This is a genomic window from Anaerobutyricum hallii, from assembly GCF_900209925.1.
In the GTDB taxonomy this organism is placed as follows: domain Bacteria; phylum Bacillota; class Clostridia; order Lachnospirales; family Lachnospiraceae; genus Anaerobutyricum; species Anaerobutyricum soehngenii.
Window position 1 is genome coordinate 1,222,544 of the sequence record NZ_LT907978.1, and the last position, 18,642, is coordinate 1,241,185.

18 protein-coding genes are annotated in these 18,642 nt (G+C 37.7%); all 18 read left to right on the top strand.

What is annotated here, in order from left to right; genetic code table 11:
• Window positions 1-127 precede the first annotated feature (127 nt).
• The 18 genes from EHLA_RS05585 (at window position 128) to EHLA_RS05670 (ending at window position 18,639) form a co-directional block, all read left to right on the top strand.
• Window positions 128-3,694 (top strand): pyruvate carboxylase, encoded by a 3,567-nt coding sequence (locus tag EHLA_RS05585; protein WP_096239629.1) that lies wholly within the window; start codon window positions 128-130, stop codon window positions 3,692-3,694.
• A 15-nt stretch (window positions 3,695-3,709) separates the two neighbouring features.
• Complete coding sequence (locus EHLA_RS05590; RefSeq protein WP_096239631.1) at window positions 3,710-4,981, top strand: M16 family metallopeptidase; 1,272 nt, start codon at window positions 3,710-3,712, stop codon at window positions 4,979-4,981.
• A gap of 51 nt (window positions 4,982-5,032) precedes the next feature.
• Entirely contained in the window at window positions 5,033-6,409 is a 1,377-nt protein-coding gene (locus EHLA_RS05595) for an aminopeptidase (RefSeq protein WP_096239633.1), read from the top strand.
• A 31-nt stretch (window positions 6,410-6,440) separates the two neighbouring features.
• The gene (locus EHLA_RS05600; protein ID WP_157908552.1) at window positions 6,441-6,782 is read left to right on the top strand and encodes an anti-sigma factor family protein; all 342 of its coding nucleotides are present in this window, start codon (window positions 6,441-6,443) and stop codon (window positions 6,780-6,782) included.
• A 134-nt stretch (window positions 6,783-6,916) separates the two neighbouring features.
• Window positions 6,917-9,553, top strand: a complete 2,637-nt coding sequence (gene polA, locus EHLA_RS05605) for a DNA polymerase I (protein WP_096239637.1) — start codon at window positions 6,917-6,919, stop codon at window positions 9,551-9,553.
• On the top strand, window positions 9,540-10,172 hold the full coding sequence (coaE, locus tag EHLA_RS05610; protein ID WP_096239639.1) for a dephospho-CoA kinase: 633 nt from the start codon (window positions 9,540-9,542) through the stop codon (window positions 10,170-10,172). Before polA ends, coaE begins: the two co-directional genes overlap by 14 nt.
• A 67-nt stretch (window positions 10,173-10,239) precedes the next feature.
• On the top strand, window positions 10,240-11,031 hold the full coding sequence (locus EHLA_RS05615; protein WP_021907614.1) for an MBL fold metallo-hydrolase: 792 nt from the start codon (window positions 10,240-10,242) through the stop codon (window positions 11,029-11,031).
• 142 nt (window positions 11,032-11,173) lie between these two features.
• The gene (locus EHLA_RS05620) at window positions 11,174-11,461 is read left to right on the top strand and encodes an ACT domain-containing protein (RefSeq protein ID WP_005346363.1); all 288 of its coding nucleotides are present in this window, start codon (window positions 11,174-11,176) and stop codon (window positions 11,459-11,461) included.
• 10 nt (window positions 11,462-11,471) lie between these two features.
• On the top strand, window positions 11,472-12,836 hold the full coding sequence (locus EHLA_RS05625; RefSeq protein ID WP_021907615.1) for a PFL family protein: 1,365 nt from the start codon (window positions 11,472-11,474) through the stop codon (window positions 12,834-12,836).
• Window positions 12,837-13,025: 189 nt separating this feature from the next.
• Window positions 13,026-13,355: a hypothetical protein gene (locus EHLA_RS05630; RefSeq protein ID WP_096239641.1), complete on the top strand. Its 330-nt coding sequence runs from the start codon at window positions 13,026-13,028 to the stop codon at window positions 13,353-13,355.
• A gap of 77 nt (window positions 13,356-13,432) precedes the next feature.
• Window positions 13,433-13,936 (top strand): helix-turn-helix domain-containing protein, encoded by a 504-nt coding sequence (locus tag EHLA_RS05635; protein ID WP_242970676.1) that lies wholly within the window; start codon window positions 13,433-13,435, stop codon window positions 13,934-13,936.
• Window positions 13,937-14,024: 88 nt separating this feature from the next.
• Entirely contained in the window at window positions 14,025-14,318 is a 294-nt protein-coding gene (locus EHLA_RS05640; protein WP_096239644.1) for a hypothetical protein, read from the top strand.
• Between the two features lie 69 nt (window positions 14,319-14,387).
• Window positions 14,388-14,951 carry an RNA polymerase sigma factor gene (locus EHLA_RS05645; protein ID WP_242970677.1) on the top strand — a complete coding sequence of 188 codons (564 nt, stop codon included), beginning with the start codon at window positions 14,388-14,390 and terminating at the stop codon, window positions 14,949-14,951.
• Window positions 14,941-15,600 carry a DUF4367 domain-containing protein gene (locus tag EHLA_RS05650; protein WP_096241567.1) on the top strand — a complete coding sequence of 220 codons (660 nt, stop codon included), beginning with the start codon at window positions 14,941-14,943 and terminating at the stop codon, window positions 15,598-15,600. The genes EHLA_RS05645 and EHLA_RS05650 overlap by 11 nt, the downstream gene beginning before the upstream one ends.
• A gap of 163 nt (window positions 15,601-15,763) precedes the next feature.
• Window positions 15,764-16,540: a hypothetical protein gene (locus tag EHLA_RS05655; protein ID WP_096239646.1), complete on the top strand. Its 777-nt coding sequence runs from the start codon at window positions 15,764-15,766 to the stop codon at window positions 16,538-16,540.
• A 2-nt stretch (window positions 16,541-16,542) separates the two neighbouring features.
• A complete protein-coding gene (locus EHLA_RS05660; protein ID WP_096239648.1) occupies window positions 16,543-17,448 on the top strand; it encodes a hypothetical protein in 906 nt (301 codons plus the stop codon).
• Between the two features lie 13 nt (window positions 17,449-17,461).
• Window positions 17,462-18,148 carry a HEAT repeat domain-containing protein gene (locus EHLA_RS05665; RefSeq protein ID WP_157908553.1) on the top strand — a complete coding sequence of 229 codons (687 nt, stop codon included), beginning with the start codon at window positions 17,462-17,464 and terminating at the stop codon, window positions 18,146-18,148.
• Window positions 18,148-18,639, top strand: coding sequence for a hypothetical protein (locus tag EHLA_RS05670; RefSeq protein ID WP_096239652.1), 492 nt, complete (start codon window positions 18,148-18,150; stop codon window positions 18,637-18,639). Before EHLA_RS05665 ends, EHLA_RS05670 begins: the two co-directional genes overlap by 1 nt.
• Window positions 18,640-18,642 lie beyond the last annotated feature (3 nt).

Sequence of the window (18,642 nt, forward strand, 5' to 3'; positions counted from 1 at the left end):
ATCACCTTGTTTTTGTAAAAATATACAGGTATACTTATGTAATAAGATTTTGAATGCGAAGAATTTTTTTGTTTTGAAAGAAGTATAACTTTTGAGTGAAAAATATTGTAGTTTTGGAGGGGTAATTATGATAATGGAGGTAAAGAAGTTCAAAAAAGTACTTGTCGCAAACAGAGGAGAGATAGCGATTCGTGTATTTCGGGCATTGAGTGAGCTTGGAATCGGCTCAGTAGCGGTTTATTCAAAGGAAGATCGGTATGCGTTGTTTCGAACAAAAGCAGATGAGGCATATCCGTTAAATCCAGATAAAGGACCGGTGGATGCTTATCTGGATATTCCGACAATTATCCGAATTGCAAAGGAGAAGAAGGCAGATGCCATTCATCCGGGATATGGATTTTTGTCAGAAAGTCCGGAGTTTGCAGAAGCGTGTCGGAAGAATGATATTGTTTTTATCGGGCCGACAGTTGATGCGATGAATATCATGGGAGATAAGATTTCCGCGAAGAAGGCAGCAGAGGAAAGTAAAGTTCCGATTATAGATGGCAGTGATTTTATTATTCATGATGCAGATACCGCAAGTAAGGTTGCAGACGAGATTGGTTATCCAGTCATGTTAAAGGCAAGTAATGGCGGCGGCGGCAGAGGAATGCGTATCGTGAAGAGTCCGGAAGAGATGGAGGAAGCTTTTGAGAAGTCAAGGAATGAGTCAAAACGTGTTTTTGGCGAGTCAAAGCTTTTTATTGAGAAGTATTTGATCCATCCAAAGCATATTGAAGTGCAGATTCTTGGAGATAATTACGGTAATATCGTTCATCTTTATGATAGAGACTGTTCTTTACAAAGAAGGAATCAGAAGGTAATTGAATTTGCCCCGGCATGGTCAATTTCTGATGAGACAAGAAAGAAGATTTTAGATTCTGCAAAAAGACTGGCAAGAAGAGTTGGTTATACGAATGTAGGAACGATGGAATTCCTTGTAGATGAGGAGGAAAGACCTTATTTTATCGAAATGAATCCACGAATCCAGGTGGAACATACGGTGACGGAGATGGTAACAGGGATCGATATTGTTATTTCACAGATTCTTGTTGCGGAAGGCTATCCGTTAAATTCTCCGACGATTCATATTTATTCGCAAAATGAAGTGAAGTGTAACGGTTATGCTTTACAGGCAAGAGTGACAACAGAAGATCCTGCGAATCATTTCCTTCCGGATACAGGAAAGATTGATCTGTATCGTTCTGGTTCTGGTGGGGGGATCCGTCTTGATGGCGGTACTGCTTATACAGGTGCGATCATTACACCGCATTATGACAGTTTACTTGTAAAAGTTGTTTCTCATGACAGGACGTTTGAGAATGCGATTCATAAATCAGTACGTGCATTAAAAGAACTTCGTATTCATGGAGTAAAGACGAACATTACATTTCTGATTAATGTATTGAATCATGAGACATTTCATCAGGGAAAGTGTTTTACTACATTTATAGAAGAAACACCGGAATTATTTGAATTACATTATAAATTAGACCGTACAACAAAGATATTAGAGTTCCTTGCAAACAAGATGGTTAATGTTAATCCGGGACCAAAGCCATTTTTAGAAGATCGAAAAGTGCCGGTTGTAGATACAGAGAGAAAGCTATATGGTACAAGAGATGAATTTTTGCGATTAGGAGCGGAAGAATTTACCCAGAAAGTTTATCGGAGTCAGAAGCTGTATGTGACGGATACGACGATGCGTGACGGACAGCAGTCGTTACTTGCGACAAGAATGCGGACAAAAGAAGTGGCAGGTGCGGCAAGAGCGACAAACCTGTATTTAAAGGATGCGTATTCAATTGAAGCCTGGGGAGGGGCAACATATGATACGGAGTATCGTTTTTTAAAAGAATCTCCATGGAAACGATTGGATATTTTAAGAGAGCGTATGCCAAATGTTATGATACAGATGCTGCTTCGTGCTTCAAACGTGGTTGGATACAGTACCTATCCGGATAATGTTATTAAGAAGTTTATTAAGGTATCCAGTGACCATGGTGTAGATATTTACCGTATTTTTGACAGTATGAACTGGATGGAAAACATGAAGCTTCCGGTAGAAGAAGCTTTAAAGACAGGAAAGATTGTTGAGGGAGCCATCTGCTACACCGGAGATATTTTAAATCCAAAGGAACTGAAATATACGATAGATTATTATTGTAAAAAAGCAAGGCAGTTAGAAAAGATGGGATGCCATGTGATCGCATTAAAGGATATGTCTTCTTTATTAAAGCCATATGCAGCGAAGAAGCTGATCGAAGCTTTAAAGGAAGAAGTACGTGTTCCGATTCATCTTCATACACATGATACGACAGGGAATGGAATTGCAACATACCTGATGGCGGCAGAAGCAGGGGTGGATATCGTAGACTGTGCGATCGGTTCGATGAGTTCCCTTACCAGCCAGCCATCAATGAATGCATTAGTGGAAGCACTGCGGGGAACAAAGCGTGATACAGGAATTGACCCGGACGGATTACTTGTTTTAAATGATTATTACGAACATGAACGTAAGATTTATAAGCCATTTGAGAGTGATATGGATTCTCCAAATCCGGAGATTTATAAATACGAGATTCCGGGTGGACAGTATTCTAATTTTGCCGCTCAGGTAAAAGAAATGGGTGCCGGCAATGATTTTAATGATATTAAACGTCTTTATAAAGAGGCAGATGAAGTTCTCGGAAATATTATTAAAGTAACTCCGACATCAAAAGTTGTCGGTGATATGGCAATTTTTATGTTGAAAAATGATCTGACAAAAGATAATATTTTAGAGAAAGGAAAAGATTTATCTTATCCAGATTCCATCGTACAGTATTTCAAGGGTGCACTTGGGCAGCCGGAAGGAGGATTTCCGGAGGAACTGCAAAAGATTGTATTAAAAGGACAGGAACCGATTACGGTACGTCCGGGAATCTTACTTCCGGATGTGGATTTTGATGCAATCGGAGCGTACCTGCGGGAGAATTACTACATGGAATCCATGGAACAGCCGGAAGTTATGGAGCAGAAAGTATTAAGTTATGCCCTTTATCCAAAGGTATATGAGGACTATTGCGAGCATTTCCAGGCATATAATGATGTATCGAAGTTAGAAAGTCATGTTTACTTCTATGGTCTTCGTCCGGGAGAGGAAACAACGATCCAGATTGAAGAAGGGAATGATACGTTGATTAAGTTTATCGGCAAGTCAGAACCAGATGAAAAAGGATATCGTATTTTACAGTTTGAAGTGAATGGATTTTTACGCGAAGTGAAGATTCTTGATAAGCATTTTGAAGTAAAGGCAGATCGAAAGTTAAAGACTGATCCGAAGAATCCGGGTCATCTTGGGGCGACCTTACCGGGAACAATCTGTGATATCCGGATTAAAGAAGGGGACCGCGTTCAGAAAAATATGCCGCTTATGGTGATTGAAGCCATGAAGATGGAAACAACTGTCATTTCAAAAGTGAATGGTATTGTTGATAAGATTTATGTAAAGGATGGAGAGGAAGTGAATGAGGATACCCTTCTCGCATCGTTTATTATCGATACAGATGAACAGCCGGAAGAAGTGCATCCAGAACTTCCTAAGATGGATCTTGCATCCTTAGAAGAGGATGAATTCAAAACAGTCGAAGTGGCTGAAAAAGAAAATAAATGAATTTTGGAGGTGTGGATGGAAAGAGAGCATATTACTCCGCAAGGAGTATCTGTATTTCACGATAAAAATGAAAATATTCACAGTTTCTGCCTGTGCTTGTATGTGCGGGCAGGATCACTGTTTGAGACAAAGAAAGAGAATGGAATTTCTCATTTTTTTGAACATATCGTATTTAAAAATATTCATTATGCCATGGGAGAGAATCTGTATCAGACCTTAGATCGGTGTGGACTTGATTTTAATGCATCTACCTATGAAGAATTTATTCAGTTTATTATTACAGGTGCCCCGGCACATTTTGAGGAAGCAGCAGAAATTCTGACAGGAATATTTGCACCGTTTACTCTGCCTGAAGAAGCAATCGATACAGAAAGAAAGCGTATTAAAGCAGAAATTCGTGAAGAAGATGAGGAGAGCAGCCTGAATTACTTTACAAAACAGATTGCGTGGAAAGATACTTCGTTAGAGAGAACGATTACCGGAAAGAAAAAGACACTCAATAAAATAAGAAGAAAGCAGCTTTGTGCTTTTCAAAAAAAGGTACTGGCTGCCAATAATATTTTCTTTTATATCAGTGGAAATTACCCGGAATCTTCTCTATCTGTATTGACAAGGCTGTTAGAGCCATATTCTTTTTCTTTTTTAAAAGAAGAACGGGAGAATATCGCGCCGGTGCCAAAGAGATTTGGACAGAGAAAGCCAAAGATTTATGTGAAAAACAGCAAGAAAACCTGTGTCTGTTTTTCTGTAGATATTGATGCATCCCGCTATACGCTGGCAGAGAAAAATCTGTTATTTGATATTTTATTTGAGGGAGAATTCTGTAAAATCCATCAGGAACTTTCAGAGAAAAAAGGCTATGTATATAGTTATGACCCATGTTTTCAGCATTATAATAACATTGGGCAGATGACTCTTGTTTATGAGGTGTTACCGAAACATCTTTATGATTCTGTAGAAACAGTTATAGAAGTATTAAAGTCTATGAAAGAAGGAATTACAGATGAACTTTCTTATGTTCTGCCTCACTATATAGATAATGCAGGCTTTTTATTGGATGATACGGAAGAATTTAACTGGGTCAGAGCTTATGAAGGACATATTCTTGACGTATACTATAAAGATATCGAGGAACGAACAGAGTCTTACCGAAGTGTCACAACGGAGCGTATGACACAGATCTGCCGGGAAGTATTCAGACAAAGTAATATATTACTGACAATAAAAGGAAAGAAGAAAAAGGTAGATAAGGAGCGTCTTTCCAAGATTCTTTGTACGTTAGATTGACCCGGAACGTTTCTTGGGATATAATAAAGTCGTTTATGGAGGTGTAATGTTATGAGAGAGAATTCATGGCTTAGTTATACGGATGAGGATGATAAGAATGTAGAAGTTCTCGCCGGAGAGTATAAAGAATTTTTAAGCAAATGTAAGACAGAACGGGAATGTACAGAGTATTTTACTAAAGAAGCGGAAGCTTGCGGTTATCAGGATCTTAATAAACTGATCGCACAGGGAACCCGTTTAAAAGCCGGAGATAAGGTATATGGTGTTGGCATGGGTAAGACGATCGCTCTTTTCCAGGTTGGAAAGCAGCCGCTTACCGAGGGAATGAACATCCTTTGTGCGCACATCGATTCTCCACGTCTTGATTTGAAACAGAATCCGTTATATGAGGATACAGAATTATCTTTTATGGATACACATTATTATGGCGGTATTAAGAAGTACCAGTGGGTTGCACTTCCTCTTGCACTTCATGGCGTAGTGGCCAAGAAAGATGGAACAGTAATTTCTGTCAATGTAGGAGAAGACCCGGCAGATCCTGTTGTTTACGTGACAGATCTTTTGATTCATCTTGCAGGAAAGCAGATGGAGAAAAAGGGATCGGTCGTTGTCGAAGGTGAGAATCTGGATATTCTCGTAGGAAGCCGTCCTCTTGCCGGAGAAGAAAAAGATGCAGTAAAGGCAAATATTTTACGCATTTTAAAAGAAAAATATCAGATAGAAGAAGAAGATTTTCTTTCTGCAGAAATCGAGGTAGTACCGGCAGGTCCTGCAAGAGACTGTGGACTTGACCGCAGTATGATCGCAGGATATGGCCATGATGACAGGGTATGTGCATTTCCATCTTTTGCGGCAATGATGGAGACGGGACATGTTGACAGAACTTCCTGTTGTCTTTTGGTAGATAAAGAGGAAATCGGAAGTGTGGGAGCAACGGGTATGCAGTCGATGTTTTTTGAGAATACCGTTGCAGAGATTCTTGCATTGATGGGACAGGATTCTAATCTGGCAGTAAGAAGAACACTGGCTCGTTCAAGGATGCTTTCTTCTGATGTAAGCGCTGCCTATGACCCAGCTTATGCAGAAGCATTTGAGAAGAAGAACTGTGCTTATTTTGGAAAAGGAATGGTTCTTAATAAATATACCGGAGCAAGAGGTAAGTCTGGTTCTAACGATGCGAATGCAGAATATCTTGCGAGACTTCGCCGTATTTTTGATGAGAATAAAGTCGCTTTTCAGACAGCAGAGCTTGGAAAGGTTGATTATGGCGGAGGTGGAACAATCGCCTACATTGCAGCCCTTTATGGTATGGAGGTTGTAGATAGCGGTGTTGCTGTTTTAAGTATGCATGCGCCTTGGGAGATTATCAGCAAGTCTGATTTATATGAGGCGAAAAAAGGATATCTTGCCTTTTTAAAGAATGCTTAAGTGTAAAAATAATCTTGAACTGGAGAAACATATGAATTGTCAGAATGCACAGTCCATGGTACTGAATTTCATTAATAATAAGTTAGATAAAGAAGAAACCAAAGAATTCATTGAGCATATCCGTAGTTGTAAAGATTGCTGGGAGGAACTGGAAATCTATTATGTTATGCTGATCGGTTTAAAACAGCTTGATGAAGGAGAAGAACTGGCCGCTGATTTTAAAGAGAAGCTTCAGAATGAAGTGGACAGCCGTTATCTGGAAATAGAAAAGAATTCTAAGCGGAAGTATGCGGCAAAGATCGTAATCGTTCTTACGATAGCGGTAATGCTTATCTGGATGTTTGTGTATCTGGTTTTTGCGATGTTTCTTTAAATTGTAAAGTCTGGCAGAGTAGAGGATCGAAGTGTTAAGTAAAGCATGACAATCCTTCAATATGCCAGCTAACCTGCACTGAAGAAAGAAAATATCTGAATTCAGTCGCAGGTTTTTGTGTTATAGGAGGAAATATGTCAGATAAAATTATGCTGTTAGACGGACATAGCCTGTTGAACCGGGCTTTTTACGGTCTGCCGGATCTGACGAATGCCGAAGGAAAGCATACGAATGCAGTACTTGGTTTTTTAAATATTATGCTTCGTTATGTAGAAGAGGAGAAGCCGACGCATCTTCTGGTGGCATTTGACCGGAAAGAACCGACCTTCCGTCATATAAAATATAAAGAATATAAAGGTACGAGAAAGCCGATGCCGGCAGAGTTACACGAACAGGTTCCGTTAATGAAGGAAGTCTTAAAGACGATGGAAATTCCAATTATCACACAGGCGGGAATTGAGGCTGACGATATTTTGGGAACAATCGGAAAAGAAGCGGAAGAAGCCGGTTTTGATGTAGCAATCGTATCGGGAGACCGGGATTTATTGCAGCTTGCAACGAAGAAAGTGAAAGTAAAGATTCCAAAAACAAAGGCATCCGGAACAGTGACGGAAGATTATTATGAGGATGATGTCCGGGAACTTTACGGCGTGAGCCCAACAGAATTTATTGATATGAAAGGGCTTATGGGAGATACTTCTGATAATATTCCCGGAGTCCCTGGAATCGGGGAGAAAACGGCGGCAAAGATTATTAAGGAATATCATTCTATTGAGAATGCTCATGACCATATCGAAGAAATTAAGCCTGCACGTGCTAAAAATAATTTGCAGGAATACTACGAACAGGCAATTATGAGTAAAGATCTTGCGACAATTAAAAAAGACTGCGATCTTTCTTATGATTTTAAGGATGCAAAGATTGGAACACTTTTTACAAAGGAAGCATACCAGTTATTTAAAGAGCTTGAATTAAAAAGTCTGTTTAAGTATTTTGATGAAGAAGAAAAGGAAGAAGAAACACTAGAAGTAGTGACAACTTCTGATTTGGGAGAAGTGGAGAATCTCTTTTCTTCTATTAAAAAGAGTGGACAGGCAGGGCTTGGTGTGATTGGTGTCAGCGGAAATTGTAAAGGAATTTCTCTTACCTGGAAAGAGGGTACCGTACTGGCATTAATCGGTGGATTTGTCACAGAAGATTATTTAAAAGAAAAGATTGTAGAACTTTTAAAAGAGGGGACAGAACTTATTGTCCTTGATTATAAGGCATTGCTTCATTTCGTAGAAGAAGTCAGAGGGTATGAAAGCCAGATTCAGGATGTTGGGATTCAGGCATATCTTTTGAATCCGCTGCAGTCTGCTTATGATTATGAAGATATTGCAAGAGATTACCTTAGACAGATGCTTCCATCAAGAAAAGAAATCTGTGGAAAGAAAGCAATAGAAGAAGTATTTGAAGCGGAAGAAGAAAAGACAGTACAGATGGCTGCGTATCTTTCTTATGTTCCATTTCATGCTTACCCACTTGTTTTTGAAAAGTTAAAAGAGCAGGAGATGGAAGAACTGTATCTTACCATCGAGCGTCCGACGGTTGCTACACTTTATGACATGGAAAAGTATGGAATTACAGTTGAGAAAGATGCTTTAAAGGAGTATGGAGACCAGCTTATTGGCAGAATTGAAGAGTTAGAGCAAAATATTTACGAAAAAGCAGGTAAGACTTTTAATATCAATTCTCCAAAACAGCTTGGTGTGATTTTATTTGAAGATTTAAAAATGCCTTTTGCGAAAAAGACAAAAACGGGTTATTCAACAAATGCAGATATTTTAGAAAAGCTTGCACCGGATTATCCAATTGTATCAGAGATTTTAGAGTATCGTCAGCTTACAAAGTTAAAGTCAACGTATGCAGACGGACTTGCCGCATTCATTCAGGAAGATGGAAAGATTCACAGTATTTTTCATCAGAAAGTAACCGCAACCGGAAGATTATCAAGTTCTGATCCAAACCTGCAGAATATTCCGATTCGTATGCCGCTTGGAAGGGCAATCCGCAAAGTATTTGTTCCAGATCCCGGTTATGTCTTTGTCAGTGCGGATTATTCACAGATTGAACTTCGTGTACTTGCACATATGGCAGGGGATGAACACCTGATTGATGCGTACCGGCATGGAGAAGACATTCACCGTATGACTGCATCTCAGGTATTTGGCGTACCATTTGAAGAGGTCACTCCGCTGCTTAGAAGAAGTGCGAAGGCAGTAAACTTTGGTATTGTTTACGGTATCAGCGCATTTGGACTTAGTCAGGACTTAAAGATTTCCCGGAAAGAAGCAAGTGACTATATTAATAAATATTTTGCAACGTATCCGGGAATTAAAACGTATCTTGACGGTAATGTGGCTTTTGCAAAACAAGAAGGTTATGTAAAGACTTTATACGGACGAATCCGTCCGATTCCAGAGCTTTCTTCTAGTAACTTTATGCAACGAAGTTTTGGAGAGAGAGTGGCAATGAACTCTTCTATTCAGGGAACAGCAGCCGACATTATTAAGATTGCGATGGTTCGGGTAAGTAAACGCTTGCAGGAAGAAAACTTAGAATCCCGACTTATTTTACAGATTCACGATGAACTTTTGATTGAAACAAAAGAGAATGAAAGAAAAGAAGTCCGTAAAATACTAGAAGAAGAGATGATGGGAGCGGCACAGCTTAAAGTTCCGCTGTCTATTGATATTGAAGAAGGAAAGACCTGGTATGAAGCAAAATAAGAAGCGAAATGATATAAAAGTTGTTGGCATTACCGGCGGAGTCGGTTCCGGAAAAAGTGTTGTCATGAATATTTTAAAAGAAAAATATGGAGCAGAAATTATTCTTGCTGATTTAGTGGCACATGATTTAATGGAGCCAGGCCAGCAGAATTATTTAGATATTGTAGAGGCATTTGGAGAGAAAGTTCTTGCCAAAGATAAAACAATAGACCGTCCGGCATTAGCAAAGCTTGTCTTTGGAGACCAGGAAAAGCTTAGCCGTTTAAATGCCATTACACATCCAAATGTAAAGAAAGAAATCTTTCGGAGAATTCAAAGGATAAAAGAAAAAGGAGAAGCCTCTTTCATTGCGGTGGAAGCGGCGCTCCTTTTAGAAGAAGGTTATCAAAATGATTTTGATACGATGTGGTATGTGTATGTTGATGAGGCAACCCGTATCGAAAGATTGAAAGAAGGTCGTGGATATACCGAAGAAAAATGTCATGAAATTATGGCAAAACAACTTCCGGAAGAAGCATTCCGGAAGGAATGTTCTACAGTGATCGACAACCATTTAGGAATCTCTGAAACGGAAAATCAGATAAAAACGGCGGTAGAGAGCCTGCTTTCTCTTTACTAACTCTTTACTAATAAGATAATTTAGTATATAATGGTTGGTAAATTTGAGCCAAAAGGATGGTAAATAGATGAATTTAGCGAGCATCGCTAGCGGAAGCAGCGGTAATTGTATATATGTAGGTAATGAAAAGTCCCATTTTCTCATTGATGCGGGAATCAGCAGAAAGAGAATTGTGGAGGGGCTGTCACAGATGGAAGTAGCACCGGAGACGATACAGGGCATTTTTGTGACACATGAACATATGGATCATATCAGTGGTCTTGGTGTGTTCCTTAGAAAGTATCCGGTTCCTGTATTTGCTACAGCCAGAACAATAGATGAGATTTTAAGTACATCTTCGCTTGGAAAGGTGGACAAGAATCTTTTTGAGAGTATCACACCCGACCAGCCAATTTATATGGATGGAATTAAAATAGAAGCCTCCCGTATCCTTCATGATGCGGCAGACCCGGTCTGTTACACAGTAAGCGATACGGAATCTAAAGTTGGGGTAGCAACTGACTTTGGAACGTATGATGAGTATTTAGTAGAGAAGATGCAGGGATGTGAATCCCTCTTGGTGGAGTCGAATCATGATTTAAATATGCTCATGGTTGGTCCGTATCCGTATCCTCTCAAGAAGCGAATAATGGGGAATAAGGGGCATCTCTCAAACGAGAGAGCCGGACAGTTTTTGTCAAAGGTAATTGGAGAAGAGTGTAAACATATTTTTCTGGGGCATCTTAGTAAAGAGAATAACTATGGTGAACTGGCTTACGAAACAGTAAAGGTAGAGCTTTTATTACATAATATTGATCTTAATAAAGCAGACTTTACACTTCAGGTAGCAAGCAGAACAGCGCCTACCTGTGTTATTTAGCGTTCGTATCAGTATGATTGATTATAATCTATACAGAGGTCAGTACATCAGGAAAAAAGGTTGAATTGTAATTATTAAGAGTAAGAATTGATTGCTTTTACTAATTACTTTAATATTTATACATACATAAGGAGTATTTACTATGGAAGGAAAAAAGCTTAAGAAATCAATTATCACCGTACTCGGAAAAGATTCTGTTGGAATCATTGCAAAGGTTTGTACGTATCTTGCAAACAATAATGTAAACATTCTTGATATTAATCAGACCATTACCGGCGGTTTCTTCAACATGATGATGATTGTTGAGTCTGAAGAAGTAGTTAAGACTTTCCCTGTTATGGCAAGCGAGCTTGAGCAGATTGGTGAGGAGCTTGGTGTTAAGATTCAGGCACAGCACCAGGAAATCTTTGAAATGATGCACCGTATCTAGGAGGCCTGCTATGTTAAACATAAATGAAGTAATTGAAACCAATAAGATGATTCATGAGATGAACCTTGACGTTCGTACGATCACAATGGGTATCAGCCTGTTAGACTGCGTCAGCGAATCTCTTGATGAAGTGTGCGAGAATATTTACAAGAAGATTACAACAAAGGCTAAGAATCTTGTAAAGGTAGGTAAGGAGATCGAGAAAGAATTCGGTATACCTATCGTTAATAAGCGTATTTCTATCACACCGATCGCATTAGTAGGTGGTGCATGCTGTAAAGGTCCGGAAGACTTTGTCCGCATTGCAAAAGAGTTAGACCGCTGTGCGAAAGAAGTAGGCGTGAACTTTATCGGTGGCTATTCTGCATTAGTAAATAAAGGAATGACAAAAGCAGACAGATATCTTATGGAATCTATCCCGGAAGCACTTTCTGTAACAGACAGAGTATGTAGCTCCATTAATGTTGGTTCTACGAAAACAGGAATTAACATGGATGCAGTAAAGATGCTTGGTGAGATAATTCTTGAAACTTCCAGAAAGACAGCAGATAAAGACAGTATTGGTAATGCCAAGCTTGTTGTATTTACTAACGCACCGGATGACAACCCATTTATGGCAGGTGCTTTCCATGGTGTTACAGAAGCAGACACGATTATTAATGTCGGTGTCAGTGGACCGGGTGTTGTAAAGCGTGCACTTGAAAATGTTCGTGGCAAAAATTTTGAAGAACTTTGTGAGACAATTAAAAAGACAGCATTTAAAGTAACTCGTGTAGGACAGCTTGTAGCCAAAGAAGCTTCTAAGCGTCTTGATGTACCTTTTGGTATTATTGATTTATCCCTTGCACCAACACCTGCAGTCGGTGACAGCGTTGGAGAAATCTTAGAAGAAATCGGTCTGGAATATGCTGGAGCACCAGGAACAACCGCAGCACTTGCACTCTTAAACGATCAGGTAAAGAAGGGCGGCGTTATGGCTTCCTCTTATGTTGGCGGTTTAAGTGGTGCATTTATCCCGGTAAGCGAAGATCAGCGAATGATCGATGCAGTAGAGGCAGGAGCACTTACTTTAGAGAAGTTAGAAGCAATGACTTGTGTATGTTCTGTTGGACTTGATATGATCGCTATTCCTGGAGATACAAAGGCAACAACGATTTCCGGAATTATCGCAGATGAGATGGCACTCGGTATGGTAAACCAGAAGACAACAGCAGTCCGCATTATTCCTGTAATCGGTAAAGGCGTTGGTGATACGGTACAGTTTGGAGGACTTTTAGGTTATGCTCCAATCATGCCAGTGAATCAGTTTGACTGTTCCGCATTCGTAAACAGAGGCGGAAGAATCCCTGCACCAATCCATAGTTTTAAGAATTAAATAGTATTGCCGCAGGCAAGGAGACGCTCTCCCAGAGAGAAGATATCTTCTCTCTGGGGGAGCTGTTTTTTGTTAAAGGTATGATACAGATAATTCAAGGAATTATGTGGACTTTGATTGCCATTGACAGTTGGGCAACCAGTCATGCAGTAACGAAAATACAAATCGGAATTTGTGAGGTGATGGTATATGGCAAAACATGAGTTTGGAATTATGATGAATACTCCTCAGCAGAGCGAACGATATGACGAATATGAACCATGGAAATACGACTGCATTTCTGTTGATGATAAAGATTTAGAAAATGCTGTTAAAAGGCTTACCTTCGTTGATTCCTATTGGCATACGCTTTCAGCTAAAAACAAGGGGCTTGCATATTATGGCGTTACACTTGTTCCGCCTTGCTCATTAAAGGCATTTATTGATATTATTGCTGATATTCCTGAATTGTGCGAATTAAAGAAACTGTTAAAAAAGGCATTGGACAAAAATAAATGGGTTATTCATTATGGAATTTGACTGAACAACAACTTCAAATTTGTAGAGGACTTAATGAATCCTTGAAATATTGGGCGTTGCATGAATGTTAATTTGCGTTGCTTGATGTATTGATGGCTAATCAGTATACTAACTTTATCAAACGAAAGGAGCAGCTAGAGATGCTTGGTGAAAATATAAAAACTTATCGACAGAAAAAAGGATATACACAAGAAGAGGTTGCCAACAGACTTCATGTGACAAGACAGACTATTTCAAAATGGGAGAAAAACTATTCGGTTCCAGATGCTGAAGTATTTGTAAAATTAGCAGATGTATTAGAGGTTCAAACAAGTCAGTTACTTGGAGTAAAGGTAGATAGTGATGTGCAAACAACAGAAGAAAAACAGAATGTTTATGCAGAGCAACTAGCACATATTGCTGAACAGATGGCAGTCAGAAATCGTCAACGTAAAAGAATATGGAAAACGATAGGAATAGCCTTTGCAGTAATCATTGTTGTATATATTATTCTTATAGTTATGAATATTGCATCTTTTTCTGTTTACCCGACCAAAGAGGATGTTCAGACACACGAAGAGACTATTATGTTGGAAGAATAGTGTTGCGAACTTCCAGTTCGTAGAATTCAAAATTTAATATTTTCAGAATGAAATTGGAGTCTCCTTCATAATATTTGTAGAGACGAAGATGAAAGGCGAAAAGTATATGCATTATCAAAATTACACTTATCGGACAGGAAATTATCGAAAACAACATAAAAGATATAGTGCGAATCGAAAAAGACAGGAGGAATATGAATCTCTCCCGTCTTTTTTGTTTTTTCGGCTGCGTTTGATTATTTGTATTATGTTGTTTTTGGCATTTGTTACTGCAGATAAATATGTTTTGACAAAAGAGGATACAGTACCAGTGTTTCAGAAGATAGAGAAGAATCAAACCTATAAGAATCTAATAAAAAAATACAAGTTAATTGGCGAATAGAAGATTCTTATATACAAAGAAAGAACACTCATGATAAGATATTTTCAAAATACAAGGGAGATTACATACATGTTGATATATTTAATGGCATTAGATACCGAGGAGGAGAGGATAAAGTTTGTTAGGCTATATGAGGAGTACAGAAATCGGATGCATTATACTGCCAGTATTCTTTTAAAAAGTGAGATAGAGGCGGAAGATATAGTTCATGATACTTTTCTTACGCTGATAGATTATCTGGATCGGATTGATGAAAAAGATTCAGTTGGAACATGGAATTATATTGTTACTATCTTAAAAAATAAGTGCTATAACTTTTTGAAGCGCAATAAGAGAATAGAATTGACGGAAGACGAAGAAGTTTTTGAACAGCCTGTTGAAATGTATAATTTATTAGAAAACCAGTTAATAAAAGAAGAGGCGGAAGAATTTTTAAATACTCTGATTAAGGGATTAAAATATCCTTACCGGGAAGTTATTTATCTTCAATATCATAATAAGTTAAATAGCCGCCAGATTGCAGAACTTCTTAGGACCAGTCCTGCGAATGTAAGAAAAATTTCAAGTCGGGCGAGAGAACAGCTGAAAAAAGGGATGCAAAAGAAAGGATATACTTGTGAATATGGATTTTGAAAAATTATTGGAGCAGGAAGCGAGGAAGGCTGCCAGACAGGATTATGAAGAGGTAACAGAAAAAACAAAAGATTATTCTTACAAATATTCCAAAGCGTTTATCCAGAAAATGAATGGAGTGATTCATGAGGAAAAGAAAAAGGCAAAGAAGAAAAGACGATGGTATATTTTACTGGTGGCAGCGATTATTTTGATATTGAATGCAGGAATTGTTCTAGCAAACGATGATTTGAGAGAAAAAGTGGGAGAGCTTATCATTCAGTTTTTTGATGATAATGTTCACATACGCAGTTCTAAAGAAATAGCAGATTCAGAAGAAATATTTCGGCAGATGCATCTTGGCTATGTACCGGAAGGGTATCATATACTATATGAGACAGAGAATCCTACGACTATGTATGATGTTTATTATGAAGGTTCAAATGATAATTACATTGCGTTTACGCAGGGCTTTAAAGAAAATGTAGATGTACATATTACTTATGATGGGACAGGAAGGAAAAAGATTCGGGTAAATGGAAAAGAAATCTATATGATTAAAGATGGGAACATAACCTCTTATTATTATGAAGATGGAGAATATTTTATTACTCTGTCTGGTACAGAAAAAGAGTCGGAATTAATAAAAATGCTAAAAAGTTTGAAATAAAGTGTCACACTTTACTTACTTTAATTGTGTCTTGTATAGAGGAAAGAAATTTTGCAGGAAAAGCAAGGAATATGGTAATTAATGAAATAAAATACATACTGCTATAAAAGATTCCAAGCATTTAATAAAAATGCATATAAATAAAAACTAAAGTGAGGAACAAATGAAATTTGAAATAATATATTCCAGAAAAATACGAGATGCAGTAGCTTTTTTTACAATATTTATGTTTATATGTCAGTATGGCTTGACCAGAGAAGATGTGGCAGAGAATTTTTCAAGAACTGCACCAACCTGGGGATGGTTTGCCTTTTGCGCAGTCATGAGTTTTATTTATATTTTCTTGATATGGGATGATGACTATATTTTATCGGAGTCTGGGATTATATGCCGAAGGATGATTTTTACTAGAAAGTATACATGGGATGAGTTCCCTTACTGTGGAATTTGTTATAAAGAAGGGGAGGAATCTGAGAATAAAAAAGAAAAATTCCTATACTTTTCAAAAAAACCGAAATCCCACAGAAAATTTGAGAAAGTGTGTAAAAGAATAGAATATACATCTGAAGTAGAAGCCATTTTTCAGATATATTGCCTGCATATGGATAAGCCAGACTGGGAGTTTTGGAATGAGGAATTAAAAGAGACACGAGTATGGAATGAAGAAGATTTCCATACTTATAAACGGGAAGTTTTCAAAAAAGATATTATACAATCTGTCTATTTTTTACCTGTGCTATGGGTATTAAAATTTGTAGATAATTATTATATTCCTGTCATATTGATGGGAATAACAGTTTTCATTTATTGCAGCTCATATGCGGATAAATGGGCAGGCAAAATAAAGGATTTAACAAAAGAATATCAGAGAGCGGCATTACGTCAATTGATAGATGAGAAACAGGAAGGTTATAGAATGACAGAAAGTATTGAGGGGTAAAAATGCTTAAGAAAATCATTAAGAAAAGAGCGTATACGGGTAATAAAATAGAAGATAACTTATTATTTGTTACTTTGCAAACGCAAATTGTAGGATTAGATATGAATAACGGATATGAACAGATATTTTTATCAGATAAATTATCGAATATGTGTAATTTTTATTATGATAAAGACACGAAACAATTACTTGTCTATAATACATCGGGGCATGCCTATTTATATCAGATGCCGGAAGGAAAGCGTTTGTCACAAAAACTTTATTTGAGGGCAATGGATTTGGAGCCGGAGAATATTGCACATAAAGGAGATTATTATTGGTATCCAGACACGAATTTTTGTCTACGCCGTCTTGATATAAAAGATGGAAGCACAAAGCAGATATTAAAAGATAAGGAACGTAGAGTTGTAAATGTGATACAAGTAGAAGATAAACTATATATTTTTACAGATATGAGAAGGAGAATAGAAATAGAAGGTTATGTAAAAATACTCTGCTATCATATCGATGAAAATGGAGATTTAAAATATGAGTTTGAATGGGGAGAAAGACCGTATGTTTTTATGGGGTATGTAAGAAGAGATTTTGATGGAAAAACAGTAATGGTAGGAGCAAAGACAAACACAAAATATGTAGGCGATTATTATGTAGCTTTTGAACCGGAAAATAAACGATTTGTGCCAATATATCCTATTACAGATGAGGCATGGGAATTGTATGGACATACAATGCTAGAGGGAAATAAAATCCTTGCTGCTAATCCCAAATATGTGAAAGTAATAGATATTCCATCAAGAAAAGCTTTGGAAAAATATGAACCAGAAGGAACGATATATAGTGCTACTTTCCTAACGAAAAATAAGGGAGCTATTTTTACGGATAGGGGAGTATATGAAATTACATTTTAAAGAGGGGCAATTCATGACTGACGAAGAAAAGCTGACATTAATACAAAAATATGAAGAGTTACCAGCGGAAGAATTTAAAGAGGACTGTTTTGAAGATTTAAAAAAGTTCGCCTCTGATAAAGATGATACAGTTAAAATTTTTACTGCCAGTGTACTTTCACGTTTTGTAAATACAGCAAAACGGAAGGAAGCCATCGAGATTTTATTGCAATTATGTCATGAAGAAAATGAGCTGGTAAGAACAGAAGCTTATGATGCTATAGGTTGCTATTGTGAAAAAAGCGTGGTAAAAAGTCTTGAAAAAGCTGTTTTATCGGAAAAAGATGGGTTGGCAAGAAGTTATGCAATTGATTCGTGGATTTATGTACAACAGCATTTGTGTACAAACGAGACAGAAGTTATTGGATATTTGAATGCTATATTAGAAAAGGAACGAGATGATAATTGTATCTTGAATTGTCTGTATGGGAAATATTCTTTCGGAGAGAGAGCTGCTTTGGATGAAATCCTTAATTATATCAAGAATACAGATTATCATATACGGTGTAGTGTTTTATCTATCATTCAATTGATTTTGGAAGACGAAAACTGCACAGAAAAATGTAAAAGAAAAATAAAAGCTACACTTACAAAACTTTTAAAAAGGGAAAAAACAAATGCAGTAAAAGAGCAGGCAGAAGAAGTAATGAGGTGGCTATAATGTGGCATATATGGACCATAGATGACTGGGAGAAAAATATTGATTTGACCAGAGAAGGGCATCGAACAGGACTCCGGTTACGATTTGATAAAGATATTGACAGCGAAGTTCGCAGAGCTTGTAAAGAGTTTGCTGTATTTTTGAGGAGAGAATATTTTTTCCCAATCCGGGTAGTTGTTTACATAAGAAATGTTAAGAAACTTATTGCGATGGATGGAGAGAAGGCGTATGGGACATTTTGGAGTATGTATGATGACTATAATATTGAACCACATATTCGTGTAGCAGCAGGAGACTACATGGACTTGTGCCATAAATGGGGAAAAGATAGTGCGTTAACAGCGATACTATCTACGATAGCACATGAACTTACCCATTATTTTCAGTGGATTAATGCATTAAAACTGACACCGATTGGACAAGAGAGGCAGGCAACAAATTATGCACGATATATACTAGATGAATATGCGGAAACGAGAGAACATCCATAGGGG